Origin of the sequence: Lutibacter agarilyticus (assembly GCF_900188235.1) — a bacterium.
GTDB lineage: Bacteria > Bacteroidota > Bacteroidia > Flavobacteriales > Flavobacteriaceae > Lutibacter > Lutibacter agarilyticus.
The window spans coordinates 475,207-495,695 of record NZ_FZNT01000001.1; the positions used below are offsets into that span (position 1 = coordinate 475,207).

Below are 20,489 nucleotides of genomic sequence, written 5' to 3' on the forward strand. Positions count from 1 at the left end.
TCAAATTTTAATAAATTGACACCTTACAAAATATTTAAACTCGTTTTTATACTTCTAATTTTTGGTATTCAAAATTTATGCGCTCAGGATATAACAGGATTTGTTATTGATGAAGAACATAAACCACTTGAATTTGTTTCAGTAGCATTGTTACAACCTAAAGATTCATTATTAGTTAAATACACTTCAACAGATTTAGAAGGAAAATACGAAATTTCAGGTGTAAAATCGGGTACTTATTTATTTCAAGTTTATTTAATGACATATGAGGCGCAACAAAGAGTTCTTGTCGTTGAAAACAAACACTTAAAGTTAGATACAATAAAATTAAATAGAGAAGTAAATACCCTTAATGAAGTTGTAATAAGCGCTGTAATTCCTATCAAAATAAAACAAGATACCGTTTCATTTAATACTAAGGCTTTTAAAGTTCGGCAAGATGATAATGTTGGAGAGCTGATAAAAAAATTACCAGGAATTGAAATTGAAGCAAATGGAACTGTAATAGCACAAGGAGAAGAAGTAACTAAAATTTTGGTTGATGGTAAGGAGTTTTTTACAAATGACCCTACAATTGCACTTCAAAATTTATCGGCTGATGCCATAGAAAGTGTTGAAATTATTGATGAAAATAGCGATGATTCTAGAGTTTCAGGAGTTAAAGATGGGGAACAATCAAAAGTAATTAACCTTGTTTTAAAGCCAGGTAAAAAGTTTGGTTACTTTGGTAAGGCAGGTGCTGGGTACGGTACAAATGATAGGTATGCGACCAACTTAGATTTAAACAGTTTTACAAGTAAAACCCAAGTGGCTGTCTTTGGAAAATTAAATAATATTAATAATACGGGCGCTTCAGTTTTTAACAGAGATGGTACAAAAAGCAGTTCAGCTAATGGGTTTCTTACTACTGGAACAGCAGGAGCAAATTTTAATTATGAATTAAAGCCCGACTATAATTTTAATGTAGATTACTATTACGGTTATACAGATAACAAACAAGGTTCTAGGTCTAACAGAACAGAGTTTTCAAATCAAGGTTCTTTTGATTCTAAATTAACCAATGTAAGTAAAGAGGTTTCAAATAACCATAATGTGAATTTTAGTTTACGTGATCGCTCAAAAAAAGGTGCTTATTTATTATTAAGAGGGAGATTTAAAAGCGATGATCGTATTGGTGATGGCGCTAATAAAACCACTTATTTTAATGATGATGGAAGTGAAGACACTAGTAGTGATAGACTAGTAAATAGTGAAGATGAAAAAAATGATGGAGATTTAAGGTTTTCGTACCGTAGAAAGTTAAGTGAAAAAGGTAGGAATATTAGGGGAAGTTCGGGTATAACTTTTAATAATAGTAACAATCAAAACTACCAGCAGTCCTTAAACGAATACAACTTATCTACCCCTGAAGATTATAGAAAAAGTAATGAAATAATTACTAGAGATAATAAAAATAATACGTTTAAATACAACTGGTCTGTTCGTTATACAGAGCCTATAATTAATAATCATTACCTAAACATTACTTCCGATGTTAAAAATGAAGTTAGAACACTTGATTTGGTTCAAACAAAAATTGTGAATGATGAAGAAAAACCCGGATTTGATCATATTCAAGATTATAAAAGAGAGCAATATGAAAATACCTTAGGTTATTTATTTAGTAAAAACAAAATGCAAGTTTCTCTTTCGGTAATACATGACATTAAAAAACAGTATTTAGATATTGATGGTTTTTCGATTTTAACAAAAAACTATACCAATATTTTACCAAAAGCAACCTTAAGTTACGAAGTTAAAAAAGGGAAAAGGGTTCGTTTTTATTATGCGAAAAGTATTATTACACCTAATGTTGGACAATTATCACCCATTATAAATGATTTTAATCCTTTAAGAGTCTCGTTTGGAAATCCTTCACTAACTCCATCAGAAGCACATCATATAAACGCACGTTTTTTCTCGCATAGTTTTAAAAGCGCCAACAGTTTTTTTATTTACTTAAAATATAACAAAACAAATAATGCTATAGTTTCTAAGCGTTATTTTGGTGAAAATAGGGTTAGATACTCAACCTTTGAAAATTATGGGGCAAACTCTAATTTAAGTGGAAATATCAACTTCAGCAGGAAAATTAGCAAACTAAATATTAGATATGCAGTTAGAATGAATGGAAAAATGTACGATAGAACTACTATTATTTCTGAGGAATACAATGTAATTAAATCTAAAACAACAGGTGGTGGACTTAGCTTTAGTAATATTAATAAAAACATTGTTGATGTAACTGTGGGTGGAAAAATAAAGTATACCAATTCAACTTATTCTTTGCAAGACACCGAAAATAATTATGTAGAACAAAATTATTACACCAAATTTGATTACGATATTTCAAACAGTATCAATTTTAATTCGCAATTTAATTATTCATTATATTCTGATAGTAATTTTGATTCTCAGGCTGTACCAATATGGAATGCAGCTGTGGAATATGTTTTTATGAAAGGAAAACGTGCAAATTTAAAATTACAGGTAATTGATATTTTAAATAAAAATATAGGTGTTTTTATTAGAAGTACACCTGATTATTATGAAGAAACCTTCAGAAAAAATTTAGGTACTTACGCAATGTTAAGTTTTAATTATAATTTAAAACCACCTTCAGGAAAAAATAGTAAAAGACATAATAAAGCGTAATAACTTATTTTATTTATGAAATTAGCCAGTTTTGTTGTTTCATTAAATTATAAATATGTGCATAATGGTGGTTACAATGCCAAGCATAAATTCCAATATTTTTTTCTAAAGAAACCAATTCTTTACTTTCAGGATGAATAAAACTAAGTTTTAAATTTTTTGAAGTCAACCCTTTTAGTAAATAAATCCATTTTGCATGCACCGCTTTTAAAACGTTTATAGAAAGTAGGATAGGAGCTGACTTGCTATCAAACAATTTAGCCCATTTATCTTCAAAGTATGCCTTAATTATTGGTTTATCTTCTGTAAGTGTCCATTTAAACCGTATATAACTATTTTGATGACTGTCAGCACAATGGTGAATAACTTGCCTTATTGTCCAGCCGTTTTCTCTGTAAGGTGTATTTAATTGATCGTTATCTAAATGTTTTACTAACTTATCAAGTTTTGAAGGAAAGTTTTCAATAATTACTATCCATTCATTTAATTGATTCTCATTAATTACAGAGGGAATTATAGCTTGTCCAATTGGATATTTTAAGTCTTCCATCATTTAACTATTTTTTATCATATTTTTCAATAAAACGTTTAGCTTGTTTATTTCCAGAATCTAAGCTAACAGATTTTTTGTAAAATTCAATGGCTTTTAAAGTATCTCCATTTCTTTTTAAAGCATCAGCATAACTGTCATAAACGTTTGAACTATATGGGTATAATGCTATATTTATTTTGAAAATTTGTAATGCTTCTTCGTAATTTTTAGTTTTTAATTTTTGGTAGCCTAACCTATTAAAGTTCTGTTCTTCAATAGTTGGATCTAAAGAATCGTTTTTTTGAATTGTGAAATAGGCTTCTAATGCTTTATCAAATTCATGATTAGCTAAATATTCTGAAGGTGTTTTTTCAGTAGGATCTAATTTTTTGAAATTGTATTGTAAAGATTCATTTTCTTTAGGAACTAAAACTAAATACGCTTTACCATTACTTGGATTGTTTAAAAATTGAATTTTTTCATTCATTTCTTTAACAAAAAAGGTGTTTTCATCAATTTTAAGAGGTTTAATTGCTGTTGCGCCACGCCATTTTAAAAAGAGCGTATTATCATTAAAATAAACGGTAATTAATTCATCTGAATTATAGAGATAACGCCCCGTTGTTTTATTGATGAATGCTTCACTGTTTGAAGTATTTGAACAACTGATTATAAATAATAAAAGAAGGGTATAAATACTAGTTTTGAGTTTCATAATTTTTTGAAGTTGTCATGTGAAAATATAAAAAAAACATCTAATGATTTAATAATTAGACGTTTTTTTATTTGTTTTGTAACAAATTAACTAACCTAATTTACTTCAATAAAAAAGCCTTGATTTTACAATCAAGGCTTTTTTAATATATTATTTTGAAGGGAATTATTTTACATCCATTAATTCAACATCAAAAATTAAGGTAGCATCTGGAGGAATAACTCCACCAGCACCTTGACTTCCATAGGCTAAATTTGAAGGAATTACAAAACGTGCTTTATCTCCAACTTTTAATAATTGAATACCTTCATCCCAACCAGCAATTACTTGGCCAACACCAATTGTAAAATCAATAGGTTGTTTACGTTGGTATGATGAATCAAAAACAGCACCATCAACTAACTGACCTTTGTAGTGTACAGAAACACCACTACCTTTTGTAGCTTGTTTTCCGTTACCTTCTTGTAAAATTTTGTAACGTAACCCACTTGGAGTTTCATCGTATCCAACAGCAATTTTATCCATTGCTTCTTTTGCTGCTTTTTTAGCTTCTTCTTCTCTTTTTGCTCTTGATCCTTCAAAAGTTCTAAAAGCTTCAACTGCATTAAATTTTTCAGCAGCTTCACCAACTCTTACTATTTCTAAAGTTTCTAATACATCGTTTTGAGCAATTGCATCAACAACATCTTGTCCTTCAACAACCTTTCCAAACACAGTATGTTTGTTATCTAACCAAGGTGTAGCAACATGTGTAATGAAAAATTGAGACCCGTTTGATGCAGGACCAGAATTTGCCATTGATAAAATTCCAGGACCACTGTGTTTTAATTCAGGGTGAAATTCATCATCAAAGCTATATCCAGGAGAACCTGTACCAGTACCAAGTGGACATCCACCTTGAACCATAAAATCAGCAATTACTCTGTGGAATTTTAACCCATCATAATAAGGAGTTCCTTGTGGTTTTGAACCATTCTCTAAGTTTCCTTCAGCTAAAGCAACAAAGTTACCAACAGTACCAGGAGTTTTTTCAAATTCTAAATTTACTACTATAGCACCTTTTGAGGTGTTAAATTTTGCGTATAATCCGTTTTCCATTTTCTTAATTTTAAAACGTAGCAAATATACATACTTTCATTTGATATGAAAGGATACAAATCCTAATTTGTTGTTAAGGCCTTAGATGTTTTATAAAACAATAAGTTAGAATTAAATACGAAATCTATTTACTTGTTTTACCTGACACTAATTGTCGTGTTATAAACAAATTTAGCAATGTATTTTTGTAATGTAATTAATAGTGAGAATTACAAAATTTTTCATAAATAAGGTTTGATTGTTTAAACTACCCAATTATAGAAGTGTGAATTGGGTAGTTTTTTTTTCGACATTTAGTGTCGTGTGTTACAACAAATTATCTTCATAAATTAGTGCTTTATTAAAGATTTGAAGTATGAAAAAATTAATATTTATTGGGGCATTATTCATTTTTGCTTGTGTTATGGCTTTCATGACAAAAGACACCTATGTTTATATTGAAAAAGATGTGTCAAGTGATGTTTTTCATTATAATAAGAAATGTTCAACAATTCATAATCATGTAATGAAAAGAGTGACTTTAGCTGATGCTCAACGACTTGATAAAAATGTATGTAAAGAAGAAGTTTGTAAAGAAGAAAAAGAACATTAATTTATATGACACTCAGTGTCATATAAATAATAGTTTTTGTAATTTATATTTGTTATGTAATTTAAGAATAAGTAGTTTGAAATTATTTTTTTAATAAAGAATATTTAGAGTAATTATACTTTTAAAGGCTTTTATAAACTGCTAAAAATTTATGTTAAATAATTAATTTTTCTTATTCATAATATTACTATTTCATATTGTTTAACATTGATAATTATTGATGTTTTAATTATATTTATTCTGTAGAAATTTTAAATTATTTTATTATGCGAAATAGTATATTATATACATTTTTACTAGTTTTTTTCTCTAGTATCGTTTATGCTCAAAGTTCTAATCCAGATATTAGTGTAGGTGCTACTTATACTATTGGTGAAGCAGATTATTATAAACACATTAACTTTCCCAGAAATAATTTTATAATAAAAAATGGAGGAATTGCTAATTATAATAAAGTTAAAGGTAAAACAGTTGTAGTAACATCAATCAATGAGAGAAAAAATGGAACTTTGGTTGCAACTATTAAATTAACTTCAGAAAAGAAATTTTTTAACAGTCACAAATATGTTACTGTAAATATTAACGAAGCTATTAATAATAAAGAGTTATTAATAAATTAAAAATTATAAATATTTTAAAAGGCTTTTTAATTTAGGAAGCCTTTTTTTATGCTTTCAATTTTATAAATATTATATGTGTAAGAGAAAAACGGTTGTAAAGTAGCAATGATTGTTCATTATACGACATTACATGTCGTATAATGAACCGCCTTAGCAGCGTATATTTGTAGTGTAATTAAGAATAAGAATTACAAAGTTTTTCATAAATAAAGTTTGGTTTGATTGTTTAAAAGCCCAATTCACTTAATGAATTGGGCTTTTTTTAAGAAATAAGAATTATTATCAAACGTCTGAAACAATAATTGAATTTGTTGCAGAAGTATTTTGTTCAATTTGTTGAGCATCACTGGTTAAACCACAACCTCCTTTAGCTGATTTACAACTTGTAAATGTGATTGCAATTAAGGAAATTCCTAAAAAATAGGGGATTATTCTTTTCATTTTTTTAAAGGTTATAATTTTATAATAATCTAATATACAAATAATTTTTTATTGACTTAATTTATTTAAGGTATAAATAATTAATTCCTCAACTGGTTTGTAGGGATCTTCGCTAAAAGTACCATTTGCTCTATTTGCAATAATAGCGTTCATAGAACAGGCATTATGGCCCAATAATTTTGATAAACCATAAATAGCTGAAGTTTCCATTTCTAAATTTGTAATTCTAACATCGTTGTATTCAAAATTATCAATTTTACTATTTAATTCTGGATCTTCAATTGCTAAACGTAAAACTCGTCCTTGAGGCCCGTAAAAACCACCAGCCGTAGCCGTTACGCCTACAAACACTTTCTCACTAGCTAATTTTTGTTCTAAACTATTAGAGTTTTCTACAATATATGGTCTTGCTTTTCTAGGACTCCAACTGGTATGTTTTATAAAAGCATCTTCAAAATCGGCCTCTAAAATATGTTCACAATCATAGGAATGTAACATTCCATCAAAACCTAAACCATATTTAGCCAACACAAAACTATCTACCGGAATATCTTTTTGTAAAGAGCCTGAAGTTCCAATTCTAACTATATTTAATGAAGTATGTGTTTCTTTTACAATTCTATTTTCTAAATCAATATTAAATAAAGCATCTAATTCGTTTATAACAATATCAATATTATCAGGACCAATTCCGGTTGAAATAACCGACATTCGAGTGCCTTTAAACATTCCTGTAATTGTTCTAAATTCTCTTTTTTGAGTTTCAAATTCAATTGAATCAAAGTGTTTTGCAACTTTAGGAACTCTATTTTGATCGCCTACAAAAATTATGTTTGCAGCAACATTTTCAGGTTTTAAGTTTAAATGGTAAATACTACCATCTGGGTTCAGAATTAATTCTGAAGGAGCTATTTTATTCATATTTTATCCGCCAACGCGTTTGATGTTATATCCTTCTTTTTGAAGGATTTCCATTATTTTATCTCTGTAATTTCCTTGAATAATTATTTCGAAGTCTTTAACGCTTCCGCCAACACCACATTTTGTTTTTAATAATTTTCCAAGTGTTTTTAAGTCACTTTCTTCACCAACAAAACCGGTAATTACTGTGACTGTTTTTCCACCTCTTCCTTTGTTTGAAAAATGTGCTTCTAAATATTGTTGATTAGGAGGTAAGGTTTCTTCTGTTTCGTTTGTATTTAATGCAAATTCATCATTTGTTGAAAATACAAATCCGCCTAAATCTTCAAGGCTGTTTAATTTTTTTTTACTCATAATGCTTTTAAAAAAGGGTAACTAATTTAAGCAATAAAATCTTATTTTTTTATTTTATTCCAACTAAAAAGTAATGCGGCAAGTAATTCAAATAATAAGCCAATAGCCATTAATATATTTGACTGTTCCCAATCAAAAAAGCTTGAAATAGCACCAACTATTAATAAAAAAATTCCGAAGGTGAATATTGATATTACTTTTTTTGAAATCATTTTAATAATCCTAATTCTTTTAAACGTTCATTTAAAAATTCGCCAGCCGTAATATCATCATATACTTTTGGGTGTGTTTCGGTAATGCATTCAGGTAAGCAGTTTAAAGGCATTTCGCTAATTGGATGTGTGAAAAATGGGATTGAATAACGTGGTTTGTCCCAATCTTCACGTGGCGGATTTACCACACGATGAATGGTAGATCTTAGTTTGTTGTTGGTTAATCGTTCTAACATATCACCAACATTTATAACCAATTGTTCAGGAAGTGCGGTTACTTCAATCCATTCGCCTTGCTTATTTTTAACTTGTAAACCTGCGGCTGAGGCTCCCATTAACAACGTAATTAAATTAATGTCACCATGAGCAGCAGCTCTTACAGCTCCTTTAGGTTCACCTTTGATAGGTGGGTAATAAATTGAACGTAAAATACTATTTCCATTAATAACATATTTATCAAAGTAAAGTTCATCTAAACCAATATGTAAAGCCAAAGCCCTTAATACATAAATAGCGGTTTTTTCTAATTTTTTGTAAGCTTCCATTCCAACTTCATTAAAATTTGGAACTTCCTTAACTAGAACGTTTTTTGGATATTCAGCTTTTAGTTTTTCATTATCAACAACTTCCTGTCCAAAGTGCCAAAACTCTTTTAAATCGCCTTCTTTTTTTCCTTTAGCACTTTCTTTTCCGAAGGAAGTAAAACCTCTTTGTCCCCCAATGCCTTCAATTTCATATGATTGTTTTATTTCCTCAGGTAAGTCAAAAAAAAGTTTAACTTCGGTGTATAATTTAGCTGAAAGTTCGTCGGATAAAAAATGCCCGCGTAGTGCAACAAAACCAATTTCTTCGAACGCTTCACCAATTTCTTTTATAAATTTTTTCTTTTTAGTTGTATCATCCGAAATGAATTCAGACAAATCAACACTTGGTATTTTTTTCATAAAATTAAATTTAGCAACTTTTTAAAAGTACAAAAAAATAATTATTTACGAGCGTAAGGAATTAAATAACTAAGAGTATAGTTAAATCCGAAACCTAAATTATTAAGGGAAACGTTATAAAATCCAGGAATGTATAAATTTTTGAAATTTTCAGGATCTTTATTACTGGTAATGGCCTTAAAACTTAAGCTAAAACCCATATAAAAGTTTTTAAAAGTTTCAACTTTTAGTCCTAAAACAAATTCAGCCCATTGTGCGCTAAGACCATTTAGTTCGGTATTAACTTCTACTGTTTCAGGAGGTAAATAAGTGCCATACATATTTGGAGTATAGCTGTTTAGTTTTTGATCAAAAAAGCTAACTCCATATCTTAAGCCAACATAAATTTCATTGGTCATTCCAACCCAATTTTTATAGGCATTATAATTTGCTCCAATTTTAAAATAAGAACCTTCAGTAGTATAATTTAAGTAATCTTCTGTTCCTGTTTTATTATCGAATCCAAATTCAAGTGCTGCGTAAAATTCTTTATAAACTCTAGCGTCAGCTACTATTTCTAATCCTTTATAATCGCTATCAATAAAAGAGATGATAGGTTTGCTAATATCAACACCAAAGCGTATTCCATATACTTGTTTAACTTTTGTAGTGTCTTGTTCTTGTTGTGCGTTGAGGGCTACAACAGAGCATAGTAGGCTAATGAAAAATAGTAATCGCTGCAATTGTATCATTATCTATAATGTTGTTATTAATATCAATACCTTTAATCCAGTTTGTTGTATTGCTTTCTAATTCAAAATCTTCAAAATTAATTTTATATCCACAAGCACGTCCAACAAAAATGGCTGTTCTTGTATAGCTAATTTTCATTTCGTCAACCAAGCCATTTGCTGCAATTTCATAGGTAGTGAAGTTTTCGTTAGTATCTAATGGAATGTATAGAGAATCAAGAGTTGTGTTGGCGGCATAAAGTTCGTTTTCTATAACCCTAACAGAATCTAATAAAATACTTTTATATTCACTTTGATCATCACTGTCATTAAATCTAATTACTAAAAATGGCGTTGTACCTTCAATACAAATGTCATCTTTTTCGCAACCTGAAATTGCAACTAAAGTAATTACGATTAAAAAAAATAATTTTCTCATTGTTTTATTTTAATTCTAAAAGCACCACATTTTCTACATGATGTGTTTGAGGAAACATATCTACAGCTTGCGTTTTTACAATCTTATATTGTTGTTTCATTAAAGCTAAATCACGTGCTTGAGTTGCTGAATTACAACTTACATATACAATTCGCTTTGGAGAAATTTCCAATATTTTAGCAACTACATTTTTATGCATTCCATCTCTTGGAGGATCTGTAATAATTACATCTGGCTGTCCGTGTTTTTTTATAAAAGCATCGTTAAAAACATCTTTCATGTCACCTGCATAAAACTCAACATTCTCAATTTTATTAAATTGTGCATTTAGTTTTGCATCTTCAATTGCCTCAGGAACAGATTCAACACCAATTACCTTTTGAGCATTTTTTGCTACAAATTGCGCAATAGTTCCAGTACCTGTATAAAAATCGTATACAACTTCATTACCACTTAAATTGGCAAAATCACGAGTTATTTTATACAATTCATAAGCCTGAGTTGAATTTGTTTGATAAAATGATTTAGGTCCGATTTTAAATTTCAACCCTTCCATTTCTTCAAAAATATGATCTCTACCTTTAAAAAGTATAATATCTTGATCGTAAAGGGTATCGTTTCCTTTACCATTAATAACATATTGTAATGATGTTATTTGTGGGAATTCTTCAGAAAGAGCATTTAATAACGCTTCACGTTTTGCTTTATCTTCTTTAAAAAATTGAATTACCACCATAATTTCACCTGTTGATGAAATACGTAACATAATGGTTCGTAATAAACCACTTTGTGCTCTAGGATTGTAAAATTCTAAATTGTTTTTTATTCCGAAATCTTTGATGAAATTTCGAATATCGTTTGAAGGATCTTCTTGTAAATGACATTTGTGTACATCTAAAATTTTATCCCACATTCCTGAAATATGAAAACCACAGGCATTTCTATTGTCAATTTCTTCTTCTGAATTAATTTCTTCTAAAGTTAACCAACGACTATTTGAAAATGAAAATTCCATTTTATTACGGTAGAAGTATTGTTTTTCACAACCCAAAATAGGTGTTACTTCAGGTAACTCTAAATGACCAATGCGAATTAAATTGTTGGTAACTTCATTTTCTTTATAAGCAAGTTGGTGTTCATATCCCATATTTTGCCATTTACAACCTCCACAGTGTTCAAAATGTTCACAAACAGGTTCGGTTCTTTTATCCGAATAGGAATGAAACTTTATTGCTGTACCTTCAAAGTAAGCTTTACGTTTTTTTCCGGTTCTAATATCTACAATATCTCCAGGAACAGTGTTTGTTAAAAAAATAACACGTCCATCAGGAGCTTTAGCAACAGTTTTTCCTCTTGCGCCAGCATCAATAACTTCAATGTTTTCAAAAATTAACGGTGTTTTTTTTCTTGCCATGTTGCAAATGTACTATTATTTAGCATAAAAAAAGCACCTCTTATAAAGAGATGCTTTTGATTTTTTTTAAAAAGGTTAAATTATTTAACGCTTCTCATATATGCAGCGATTGCAGCAAGTTCATCACCAGATAAATCTTTTACAAAACCATCAAGATTTGCTTTCATAATTGCAACTTGACCTGGATCAGTATCAACAATTGCTTCAGCTTCTCCTTTTAAGAATTTTACAATATCTGCGTTTTGATCAGCATATACTTTATTAATGTCTTTTATTGAAGGTCCAATTACTTTTGCATCTGCTTGGTGACAAGTAGTACACGTTTTTTCAGCAAACAATTTTTTTCCTAATTCAAGATTGTCAACTACAACAGGAGCTTCTTTCACAGTTTCTACTTTAGGTGCTTCTTCAGTTTTAACTTCTTCTTTCTTTTTTTCTCCACAGCTAGTTAAAAAAAGAACTATTAATCCAAGTACTAATACAGATTTTTTCATTTTTATAATTTTTATTAAATTGTTTCAACAAATTTATTAAATAATTTATTGCTCTATGTGATTTATATAACAAATTTTAAGCTTTTTATTTAGACGATGTTTTTTAGGGTAATATTTTGTAATTTGGCATTTTAAATAGGATGATTTCTCTCCTAAAATGAGGAATTGATAATTTTCAATTTAAAATTTTATTAAGATGGTTTTAGAGAACATATCATCACAACAAGCAATTGATTTAGAGAACAAGTATGGAGCGCATAACTATCATCCACTTCCTGTGGTTTTAAATAGGGGAGAAGGTGTATTTGTGTGGGATGTAGAAGGAAAGCGTTATTACGACTTTTTATCTGCGTATTCAGCTGTAAATCAAGGGCATTGTCACCCTTCAATTATTGGAGCATTGACAGAGCAAGCAGGGAAATTAACCCTTACATCAAGAGCTTTTCACAATGATGTTTTAGGTACTTATGAAAAATATGTAACTGAATATTTTGGCTTTGATAAGGTATTACCAATGAATACGGGTGCTGAAGCGGTAGAAACTGCAATTAAATTATGCCGAAAATACGCCTACGAAAAAAAGGGTATTGCTGAAAATGAAGCAGAAATAATTGTATGTGAAAACAATTTTCACGGACGTACAACTACCATTATTTCTTTTTCAAATGATGAAGATGCACGTAAAAACTTTGGACCTTTTACTGGTGGTTTTATTAAAATTGAATATGACAATTTAGAAGCCTTAGAAAATGCCTTAAAATCAAGTAATAACATTGCAGGGTTTTTATTAGAACCAATTCAGGGTGAAGCAGGAGTTTATGTGCCTTCTGAAGGATATTTAACAAAGGCTAAAGCATTGTGTGAAAAATACGATGTTTTATTTATTGCTGATGAAGTGCAAACAGGTGTTGCTAGAACAGGACAATTATTAGCTGTTAATCATGAAAACGTACAGCCAGATATTTTAATTTTAGGAAAAGCAATGAGTGGTGGAGTTTATCCTGTTTCAGCTGTTTTTTCGAGTAATGAAATTATGGATGTAATTAAGCCAGGTCAGCACGGTTCAACTTTTGGTGGTAATCCTTTAGCTTGTGCTGTTGCAATTGCAGCTTTAGAAGTTGTTAAAAATGAAGCATTGGCTAAAAATTCAGAAAAGTTAGGTAAATTATTTAGAAGTGAATTGGATAAATTTATTGAAACAAATGATTTAGTAAAATTGGTTCGCGGAAAAGGATTGTTAAATGCAATTGTAATTAATGATACTGAAGATAGTTCAACAGCTTGGGATATTTGTATGAAACTACGTGATAATGGTTTATTAGCAAAACCAACACACGGAAATATTATTCGTTTTGCGCCACCTTTGGTTATGAATGAAGCGCAGTTATTAGATTGTGTAGCAATTATTAAGAAAACTATTTCGGAATTTTAAATAAGAATTTACATAAAAAATAGACACTATACCTTTTAATGTGTCTAAACTTTTTTATAGGGTTTAATTTATCAAAGTTGAGCCCTATTTTCAAATATAGTTATAAATTGTTTAAAAAATTCTCCGTTTAATAATTCTTCTTTTATCATCGAAGTGTGTGTATAAATATTTCAGAATAGCGTTTCTATTTTTATACCTGACAGGGCATTACCAATAATATTCAAAATAATACAAAAAAAAGCGGCTTTTAAGCCGCTTTTTTTACTTATTTTTCTCATCATCTCTAATGGTACTACCTTTTTTTATTGCTTTATAGTTTTCGTAACAAAGCAATACGGCTTCAATAAGTTGTAAGTCACTTGCTTGCTTTATAAAGTAGTCAGAATAATTACATTCATTCAATAAATCATTTAATTCTTGAGCATTGATGTTTAAATATTCCATCATCAATTCTCTATTAAATTTATCTTCCATCATTTCACGCAAAGCATCGTCATCGCGTAATTTTTTAATTTTCTTTAACTGTTTAGGATTTTTACCAAACTTATTATACATTAAATTAATAGGTTGAAACATAGCATCTACAGCAGAATTATAAGATTTAGTAGATCTAGAACCAGATTCATAAGTTTGGGCAATACCATTTATATGTATTCTTGCATATTTATCAACAGGAGCATTTTTAGCATCAATTTCTAAAACACCTATAAGTTTATGCGATTTTACAACGACCTCATTAAACTGTTCAGCTTTTTCGTGTAATTCAATTACCAATTCATTTCCTTTTAATAAATCGTTGGTAATTTTTAATTTAATAGATTGGTAACCTATGTACGAAACATAAATGGTATCATTAACTACCGTTGAAATTTCAAATTCTCCATTATCATCAGTTACAGAACCTATTACAGAATTTAAATTAAAAAGGTGAGCTCCTTTTAAAGGTGCTTTATCAAAATTGCTAATAATTTGCCCTTTTAATAGGATAGGAGTTTCAAAACTGTTTTTTAAAGTATCTGTTGCTTTTGGTTCTTGTGCAAAACCCTTAATAGTAATTAAAAGAAAAGCAATGTATATAATATTCTTTAGCATATGCAATGATACTAATTTTAGGTAAAATTATTGTTAAACAATTCAAAAAAGTAGACGAGTTTAAAAGCAATAATATTTTCTAAATATAGAATAGGCATATTATTTAGACTTAAATGTTATTAAATAAGTTTAGTTTTTAGTTCAATTGATTACTAAATAATTAAAAATTCATCAATTTAAGGTTGTTTTTAGTTAAAAACGATTGATTTATTCTTTATAAATTAGTAATTTATTCTTTTTGCAATACTTGAATATTATTATTTCAAATCAAAGTTATTAACAATTTTGTTGAAAAGTGTTTTTTGTTTCAATTTTTTTCCTTCTTGGTTAAATAGCTAGTTTTCAAGGTGTTTAATTTATAGGTTGTAATTGATATTTAAGTTGTAACGTATTGAATAACAAGTGTTAAGGTGCTTTTTTACTTTAAGTAGTAGATACTTAGTATTTTTTCAATCCAATGATAGATTCTATTGAAAAAGTGATTATTTAAGTTAAAAAATGAAAGTTTTTAACAAAAATATTTGGTGGTTTTAATAATTGTATATACATTTGACGTATATACAACAGTAGTATAGAAAAACGTTGTCCCCCCGAAGTTGAATAAAAATGAAAAAAATGATGAGCTAAATTTACCTGATTATACAATTGCAAATATTTTGCATACAGGTAACTGGATGAATGAAAAGTTTTCAGATCATTTAAAGCAATATGCTATTTCAATTCAACAATTTCAAGTTTTACGTTCATTAAAAGCATTGAAAGGAGCACCAGCAGATCTTCAATCTATTCAATCAGAAATGGTAAGTAAAAGCAGTAATACAACTCGTTTAGTTGAAAAATTACGGTTAAAAGGATTAATTACTAGAATTCAGAATGAAGAGAATAGGAGGAAAGTTGATATTAATATTACGGAAGAAGGATTGACATTATTAGACGAGATCGAAATTGTTCATACAGAATTTGAAAATGAGATTGTTAGTAATTTAAGTCAGACGGAAATAATAGCTTTAAATCAATTGTTAGAAAAAATAAGAAAATAATAAATCAACCCTAAATAAAGTTGTTTTTAAGCAAAATAGTTATACCCCTAATTATTTTGCTTTGAAATAACAAAAGTTAAAAAAAACAGGAATTATAAAGTGAAAAAAATATGAAAAACAAACATTAAATCAACCCTAAAGTTATAGAGGTAGTCTCACTGTAGTCACATACACTTATAAGTAATCTGAAAATACTTTGATTGTTAGATGGTTAGTAAGAACTTTGAAGCTACCTCTTATTTTAAAAATTAAGAATAAATAAATCAACCCCAAAACCCTAAAACCCCGAGTCATGAATGTTAAATTCATATACCCAAATACACCCAATGTTGCAATTCTAAGCAGCAAAATGTTTCAAAGTACACTAAATCAACCCCTACTTTTGAAACATTCCTATTCGATCAATCTTATTGTTTCATTTCTTAAGTTATTTAAAATTGAAATAATAAGGTTGAAGAATATTCTAAAAGCAGCCGTAGCCTATTTATCTGAACCTTTCATCCCCACAACGGTAATTAAAAAGATGATAATTACGGCTGTATTTTAAAAATAAACAGAAAAGTTTAACCCCAATAAATTAACCTCAACTAGCATGAAATCTTTAAAAAATTACCTAACCTCTTGTGTTATTCTTTGTCTTTTATTTACCTCTTGTGCATCTGAAGATGATGGTATATACTTTGATAAAGTAGCCAATGAAAATGTAGAATATTCAAAAATAGAACTTGATATTCTTGAATTAGTAAATGAATATAGAATCTCTAAACAATTAAATTCATTAGAACAATTAAATATTATTTCTTCAGTAGCCGAAACACACACTACTTATATGGCTGAAGTTGGTAAAGTTAGTCATGATAACTTTCAGTTAAGACATCAGCAACTTGTTAAAAATGCCAAAGCAAAACTTGTAGGTGAGAATGTAGGTTTTGGTTATAATACAGCTAAAGATATTTTTAATGCTTGGCTAGATAGTGAACCGCATAGATTGGTAATTGAAAAACCAAACTACACACACTTTGGTATTTCAACAGAACAAAATTCAGAAGGAAGAAATTTCTTTACGCAAATTTTTATTGAACGTTAATTTAAAACCTATATATTATGATTTTAGTTAAAGAAAAAAAAATAAAAAATAGATTTAAAAAGAAATTAAATGAAGTGTATGTTAACACTTTAGTACCACATTTTCAATTCAAAAATAAAAAAGGTGAAATTGTAAAACCGGTAAATATCAGTATTAATGTATAACTAGAAAATTGTCGTTCCCCACAACAAATAATAGTATTATTTAAAAAATAAGTAGCAGATTGTTGTCCCCACAACTAAAAAAACAGTTGTAATAAATTTCTTAATAAGTGTCGTCCCCACAACGGTAGTATTTTTAAGACTTTTTATTTACAACTGTTTTACTTGTATATTAAAAAAAACAGCCGCAATAAAAGCTAAAAAACTGTCGTCCCCACGATAATTTCTTTAATACTCTAGTTATTACGACTGTAAAATTTTTAACCATATTTTTAAAAAAAAATAATGTTAAAAAATTGTTCTTGAACTTTTAGGTAGTGTAAATTTATACTATAAGATTAATAATTCCAATTTTTTTTTCTTTTTTAAAAAATAACATTAATTATGTACATTTAAAAAACTTTTAAATTTTAAGATTTAATGAACAATGTATTCACGTTCAAGTTAAGTGTTTCAAAAAATGAAATTGATTATTTAAACCATGTAAATAATGTAATTTATATTCAATGGGTTCTTAAAGCAGCTGAATTACATTGGGCTAAATTAAGCACTGAAGCTATTAATGAAAAATTTGTTTGGGTGGTTTTTCGCCATGAAATTGATTATTTTTTACCGGGAGTTTTAGGTGATGAAATAACAGTTAATACTTGGATAGGAGCTAGTAGTGGTGCAAAATCTGAGCGTTTTGTTGAAATAAAAAAAGGAAATAAATTATTAGCTAAAGCCAAGACTACTTGGTGTTTATTAGCTGTGGAATCAATGAAAGCTGTTCGTATTCCTTCAGAAATCCTAATATTATTAAAATAAATTATTTATTTTTTTCTTCAATCCATTTTGCTAAATATTTGGTGCTTTTTAAAGAGTGATGCATTAATAATGCGCCCATAAAGTTTTTTAATCGATGCTTTTCAATTTTATGTTCAATTTTTACAATTTTTTTTAGCAGTTTTTCTTCATAAGTAGCTTTGTCATAACATTTTTTTAAAATAGTAAATCCATTTTTTTGAGCTTCACTCCATACTTCCTTTTTGGTATAAAGTTCAACAGCTCTGTCGACAAAATCTTGTGGTAAATCACAAATAAAACCATTCCAAGGTAAATTTTGGTGCATTGCTTCAGCACCAATTGAAGTAGTTACACTTGGTGCTCCATATTTCATAGCATCAATTAGTTTTCCTTTTAAACCTGCGCCAAATCTTAAAGGAGCTAAACAAACTTTACTATTCTTAAAAGTAGTTTCCGCATTTTCAGCCCAACCTTTAATTAAGAATCCTTCTTTCACATTGTGAAGTTGTTGCGCTTTATTTGGAACATAAGCTCCATAAATATGCATTTCAGCCATTGGTAATTGTTTTCTAATTAATGGCCAAATATCATTTTTTAAATATAAAACGGCATTCCAATTTGGTTCATGTCTAAAATTACCTATCGTCATAAAATTAGCTCTTTTTTCAAAAGAAGGAAGAGTAACTATAGTTGAAGGTTCAATAGGATCAACTAAAAAAGGAATATAGTGTACTAAGGACTTATTAATTTTAAATACTTTTTTTAATAATTTCATTTCATAGCTTGAAATTATGAGTGTTAAATCGCAACGATAAATACTAGCAATTTCACGTTTAGCAACCTCGTTCATTAAAATTGGTAATGTTACTTTTGTTTGTTGCTTGAAAGCTGTTATGCGTGCATTTCTTAAGAAATGTAAATCTTCAGTATCTAAAATTCGAAGTGCATTCGGGCAATTTTCTGAAACTCTCCAACCAAACTGTTCTTCAGTTAAATAGCGATCAAATACTACTATTTTCGGATTTAATTCTTTAATAAAATCATCAAAACTGGTATTGTTAAGTTCAATCTTTACAGTGTTAATAGCAATATTTTCTAAATTAAAAGTTGTTTCGGTTTTAGAGGCAGTACTTCCAAAAGTAATGGTGTAGCCATCTTTTTGAAATAATTTAATTAGTTGTAACATTCTGCTTCCGGCTGCAGTAGCATTAGGTTCAGGCCAAACAAATCCTATAATTAATAATTTTTTCATATTAATTTCAAAAGTACTAAACTTGATGAAGTTATTTAACTTTTACTTTTTAAAAGTGGAGTTAATCTTATGCTTTATATTTAATTAATTTATTAGGAAACCCAAGCCCTTTTAGTGGCTATAGTTGCATACCAAACTAAAAAAATACAGATGCTTAAAATTATAAATGACCATGCCATTTGTAAAGGTTGAACTTCCATAAATTCTTGAATAAAAAAGTTATAAGCAGATTGTGCAAGAAAAGCTATTAAGGATATTATAAACAAAAGTTTAGCAATTTTTTTTCTTACTAATAAAGCAATACAACCAAAAACACCAGAAAATACTGCAGTAGCATAAGCAGCAGTAACCCAAGATTCTACATTTTTTATATACAATTGATCAGCTTCAGGAAGTGAGGCTAAAATTTCATCAGTTATATAAACTTGGCCTAAATAAGCCATAACTCCCATAATATTCCAAATAAGAGCTAAAACAGTAATTATCCAAAAAAGTGTAGGCGGTTTACTAGTTGAAGTTGGCATAGATTAAACGTTTTGAGTTATTTTTTAATTTTATTGTAATTTAATGAAAAAATAATTAATTTTTTTAAGATTCACAAATTATGATGAATTTTAGCTGTTTTCAACCTATTCAATAAATTACTTTTTTCTTCAAAAATGGAAAGGTTGTAAGTGTAATTTCATAAAAAAATAATTTGGAACAATAATTGATTTGTAAAACAAAAATTTAAATATCATGATGAAAAAAACAGTTATTTCAAGTATTTTATTGCTCTTTGCAGTGTTTGTTTTTAGTCAAGAAAACACAAACAAAATTACAGAACTTAAAGAGTTAGATATAAGTATGTACCCTGTTCCCAAAGAAGGATTTTCTTTGTACACTATTCAGTTAGAACCTAAACAAAATGAGGCAAATTTTCAAATAGAACTTTATGCAGAGAAAATTGAAGAAGTCGATTGTAATAAGTATCAATTATTGGGTGAATTTATAAAACACAATTTGGAAGGTTGGGGGTATTCTTATTATGAATTTAATTCTAATGGAGATATTATGGGAACACGTATGGCGTGTCCTAATAGTTCAAAACATGAAGAATTTGTAAAGTCGTCTGTTATCCTTGTGCGCTATAATAGTAACATACCGATTGTTGTTTATCTTCCTAATAAAATGAGTTTAAAGTATAAAATTTGGGAACGAAATGAGGTTGAATTTGAAGCAAAACAGCAATAATAATTTAAATTGCGTAAAAAGAATTATTAAAATTAAAATGGAAACCTTATATTTGCAAAAGCTATGGTAAATATAAATTACTGTGTGCTAGTCCTTTCTAAAGCTTGATTATTCTTTGTTAAATACAACTTATAAGAGTTGTTTTTTATAATTTTGAGTCACGTTAGTTCAAAAGACAACCTTCACTGTTGAGGAAAAAACAGATTAACATTTAAAAAAATAATTT

At 28.5% G+C, this 20,489-nt stretch carries 24 protein-coding genes; 9 read left to right on the forward strand and 15 right to left on the reverse strand.

What is annotated here, in order from left to right; genetic code table 11:
• Positions 1-15: 15 nt before the first annotated feature.
• Positions 16-2,694, forward strand: coding sequence for a TonB-dependent receptor (locus CHB67_RS01835; protein ID WP_089380029.1), 2,679 nt, complete (start codon positions 16-18; stop codon positions 2,692-2,694).
• Positions 2,695-2,707: 13 nt separating this feature from the next.
• On the opposite strand, the gene CHB67_RS01840 is transcribed toward CHB67_RS01835, so the two are convergent.
• The 3 genes from CHB67_RS01840 to CHB67_RS01850 form a co-directional block, all read right to left on the reverse strand.
• Complete coding sequence (locus CHB67_RS01840; RefSeq protein ID WP_317045683.1) at positions 2,708-3,247, reverse strand: YfiT family bacillithiol transferase; 540 nt, start codon at positions 3,245-3,247, stop codon at positions 2,708-2,710.
• Between the two features lie 4 nt (positions 3,248-3,251).
• Positions 3,252-3,941, reverse strand: coding sequence for a tetratricopeptide repeat protein (locus CHB67_RS01845; protein ID WP_245813393.1), 690 nt, complete (start codon positions 3,939-3,941; stop codon positions 3,252-3,254).
• Positions 3,942-4,106: 165 nt separating this feature from the next.
• A complete protein-coding gene (locus CHB67_RS01850) occupies positions 4,107-5,039 on the reverse strand; it encodes a peptidylprolyl isomerase (RefSeq protein WP_089380031.1) in 933 nt (310 codons plus the stop codon).
• Between the two features lie 355 nt (positions 5,040-5,394).
• On the opposite strand from CHB67_RS01850, the gene CHB67_RS01855 reads away from it, so the two are divergent.
• Together CHB67_RS01855 and CHB67_RS01860 are read left to right on the forward strand one after the other, a co-directional pair.
• Complete coding sequence (locus CHB67_RS01855) at positions 5,395-5,631, forward strand: hypothetical protein (RefSeq protein ID WP_089380032.1); 237 nt, start codon at positions 5,395-5,397, stop codon at positions 5,629-5,631.
• A gap of 266 nt (positions 5,632-5,897) precedes the next feature.
• Complete coding sequence (locus CHB67_RS01860) at positions 5,898-6,251, forward strand: dihydroorotase (protein WP_089380033.1); 354 nt, start codon at positions 5,898-5,900, stop codon at positions 6,249-6,251.
• A gap of 282 nt (positions 6,252-6,533) precedes the next feature.
• On the opposite strand, the gene CHB67_RS17095 is transcribed toward CHB67_RS01860, so the two are convergent.
• From CHB67_RS17095 to CHB67_RS01895, 9 genes are all read right to left on the reverse strand, one after another.
• The gene (locus CHB67_RS17095; protein ID WP_176461187.1) at positions 6,534-6,692 is read right to left on the reverse strand and encodes a hypothetical protein; all 159 of its coding nucleotides are present in this window, start codon (positions 6,690-6,692) and stop codon (positions 6,534-6,536) included.
• Between the two features lie 48 nt (positions 6,693-6,740).
• On the reverse strand, positions 6,741-7,613 hold the full coding sequence (locus CHB67_RS01865) for a nucleoside phosphorylase (protein WP_089380034.1): 873 nt from the start codon (positions 7,611-7,613) through the stop codon (positions 6,741-6,743).
• 3 nt (positions 7,614-7,616) lie between these two features.
• Positions 7,617-7,967 carry a translation initiation factor gene (locus tag CHB67_RS01870; RefSeq protein ID WP_089380035.1) on the reverse strand — a complete coding sequence of 117 codons (351 nt, stop codon included), beginning with the start codon at positions 7,965-7,967 and terminating at the stop codon, positions 7,617-7,619.
• 41 nt (positions 7,968-8,008) lie between these two features.
• Entirely contained in the window at positions 8,009-8,179 is a 171-nt protein-coding gene (locus CHB67_RS17100) for a hypothetical protein (RefSeq protein ID WP_176461188.1), read from the reverse strand.
• The gene (locus tag CHB67_RS01875; protein WP_089380036.1) at positions 8,176-9,123 is read right to left on the reverse strand and encodes an isopenicillin N synthase family dioxygenase; all 948 of its coding nucleotides are present in this window, start codon (positions 9,121-9,123) and stop codon (positions 8,176-8,178) included. Before CHB67_RS01875 ends, CHB67_RS17100 begins: the two co-directional genes overlap by 4 nt.
• A gap of 41 nt (positions 9,124-9,164) precedes the next feature.
• On the reverse strand, positions 9,165-9,854 hold the full coding sequence (locus CHB67_RS01880) for a DUF6048 family protein (RefSeq protein ID WP_089380037.1): 690 nt from the start codon (positions 9,852-9,854) through the stop codon (positions 9,165-9,167).
• Positions 9,820-10,272 carry a DUF6452 family protein gene (locus tag CHB67_RS01885; protein ID WP_089380038.1) on the reverse strand — a complete coding sequence of 151 codons (453 nt, stop codon included), beginning with the start codon at positions 10,270-10,272 and terminating at the stop codon, positions 9,820-9,822. Before CHB67_RS01885 ends, CHB67_RS01880 begins: the two co-directional genes overlap by 35 nt.
• 4 nt (positions 10,273-10,276) lie before the next feature.
• On the reverse strand, positions 10,277-11,686 hold the full coding sequence (gene rlmD, locus CHB67_RS01890; RefSeq protein ID WP_089380039.1) for a 23S rRNA (uracil(1939)-C(5))-methyltransferase RlmD: 1,410 nt from the start codon (positions 11,684-11,686) through the stop codon (positions 10,277-10,279).
• An 80-nt stretch (positions 11,687-11,766) separates the two neighbouring features.
• Positions 11,767-12,180 (reverse strand): c-type cytochrome, encoded by a 414-nt coding sequence (locus tag CHB67_RS01895; RefSeq protein WP_089380040.1) that lies wholly within the window; start codon positions 12,178-12,180, stop codon positions 11,767-11,769.
• A gap of 196 nt (positions 12,181-12,376) precedes the next feature.
• Here CHB67_RS01895 and rocD point away from each other — a divergent pair, with 196 nt between their 5' ends.
• Positions 12,377-13,612 (forward strand): ornithine--oxo-acid transaminase, encoded by a 1,236-nt coding sequence (gene rocD, locus CHB67_RS01900; RefSeq protein WP_089380041.1) that lies wholly within the window; start codon positions 12,377-12,379, stop codon positions 13,610-13,612.
• Between the two features lie 261 nt (positions 13,613-13,873).
• Here rocD and CHB67_RS01905 read toward each other — a convergent pair whose 3' ends face one another.
• Positions 13,874-14,704, reverse strand: a complete 831-nt coding sequence (locus CHB67_RS01905; protein ID WP_089380042.1) for a carboxypeptidase-like regulatory domain-containing protein — start codon at positions 14,702-14,704, stop codon at positions 13,874-13,876.
• A gap of 596 nt (positions 14,705-15,300) precedes the next feature.
• On the opposite strand from CHB67_RS01905, the gene CHB67_RS01910 reads away from it, so the two are divergent.
• The 4 genes from CHB67_RS01910 to CHB67_RS01925 all read left to right on the forward strand — a co-directional run bounded on the left by CHB67_RS01910 (position 15,301) and on the right by CHB67_RS01925 (position 17,799).
• Positions 15,301-15,744 (forward strand): MarR family winged helix-turn-helix transcriptional regulator, encoded by a 444-nt coding sequence (locus CHB67_RS01910; RefSeq protein ID WP_245813396.1) that lies wholly within the window; start codon positions 15,301-15,303, stop codon positions 15,742-15,744.
• A 592-nt stretch (positions 15,745-16,336) separates the two neighbouring features.
• Entirely contained in the window at positions 16,337-16,831 is a 495-nt protein-coding gene (locus tag CHB67_RS01920) for a CAP domain-containing protein (protein WP_089380044.1), read from the forward strand.
• A 17-nt stretch (positions 16,832-16,848) separates the two neighbouring features.
• Entirely contained in the window at positions 16,849-16,995 is a 147-nt protein-coding gene (locus CHB67_RS17105) for a hypothetical protein (RefSeq protein ID WP_176461189.1), read from the forward strand.
• Between the two features lie 417 nt (positions 16,996-17,412).
• Complete coding sequence (locus tag CHB67_RS01925) at positions 17,413-17,799, forward strand: acyl-CoA thioesterase (protein WP_089380045.1); 387 nt, start codon at positions 17,413-17,415, stop codon at positions 17,797-17,799.
• A 1-nt stretch (position 17,800) separates the two neighbouring features.
• On the opposite strand, the gene CHB67_RS01930 is transcribed toward CHB67_RS01925, so the two are convergent.
• Complete coding sequence (locus tag CHB67_RS01930; protein ID WP_089380046.1) at positions 17,801-19,030, reverse strand: glycosyltransferase family 4 protein; 1,230 nt, start codon at positions 19,028-19,030, stop codon at positions 17,801-17,803.
• Between the two features lie 92 nt (positions 19,031-19,122).
• The gene (locus CHB67_RS01935) at positions 19,123-19,554 is read right to left on the reverse strand and encodes a hypothetical protein (protein WP_089380047.1); all 432 of its coding nucleotides are present in this window, start codon (positions 19,552-19,554) and stop codon (positions 19,123-19,125) included.
• Between the two features lie 214 nt (positions 19,555-19,768).
• On the opposite strand from CHB67_RS01935, the gene CHB67_RS01940 reads away from it, so the two are divergent.
• Positions 19,769-20,263: an ecotin family protein gene (locus tag CHB67_RS01940; protein ID WP_089380048.1), complete on the forward strand. Its 495-nt coding sequence runs from the start codon at positions 19,769-19,771 to the stop codon at positions 20,261-20,263.
• The last annotated feature ends 226 nt before the right edge of the window (positions 20,264-20,489 follow it).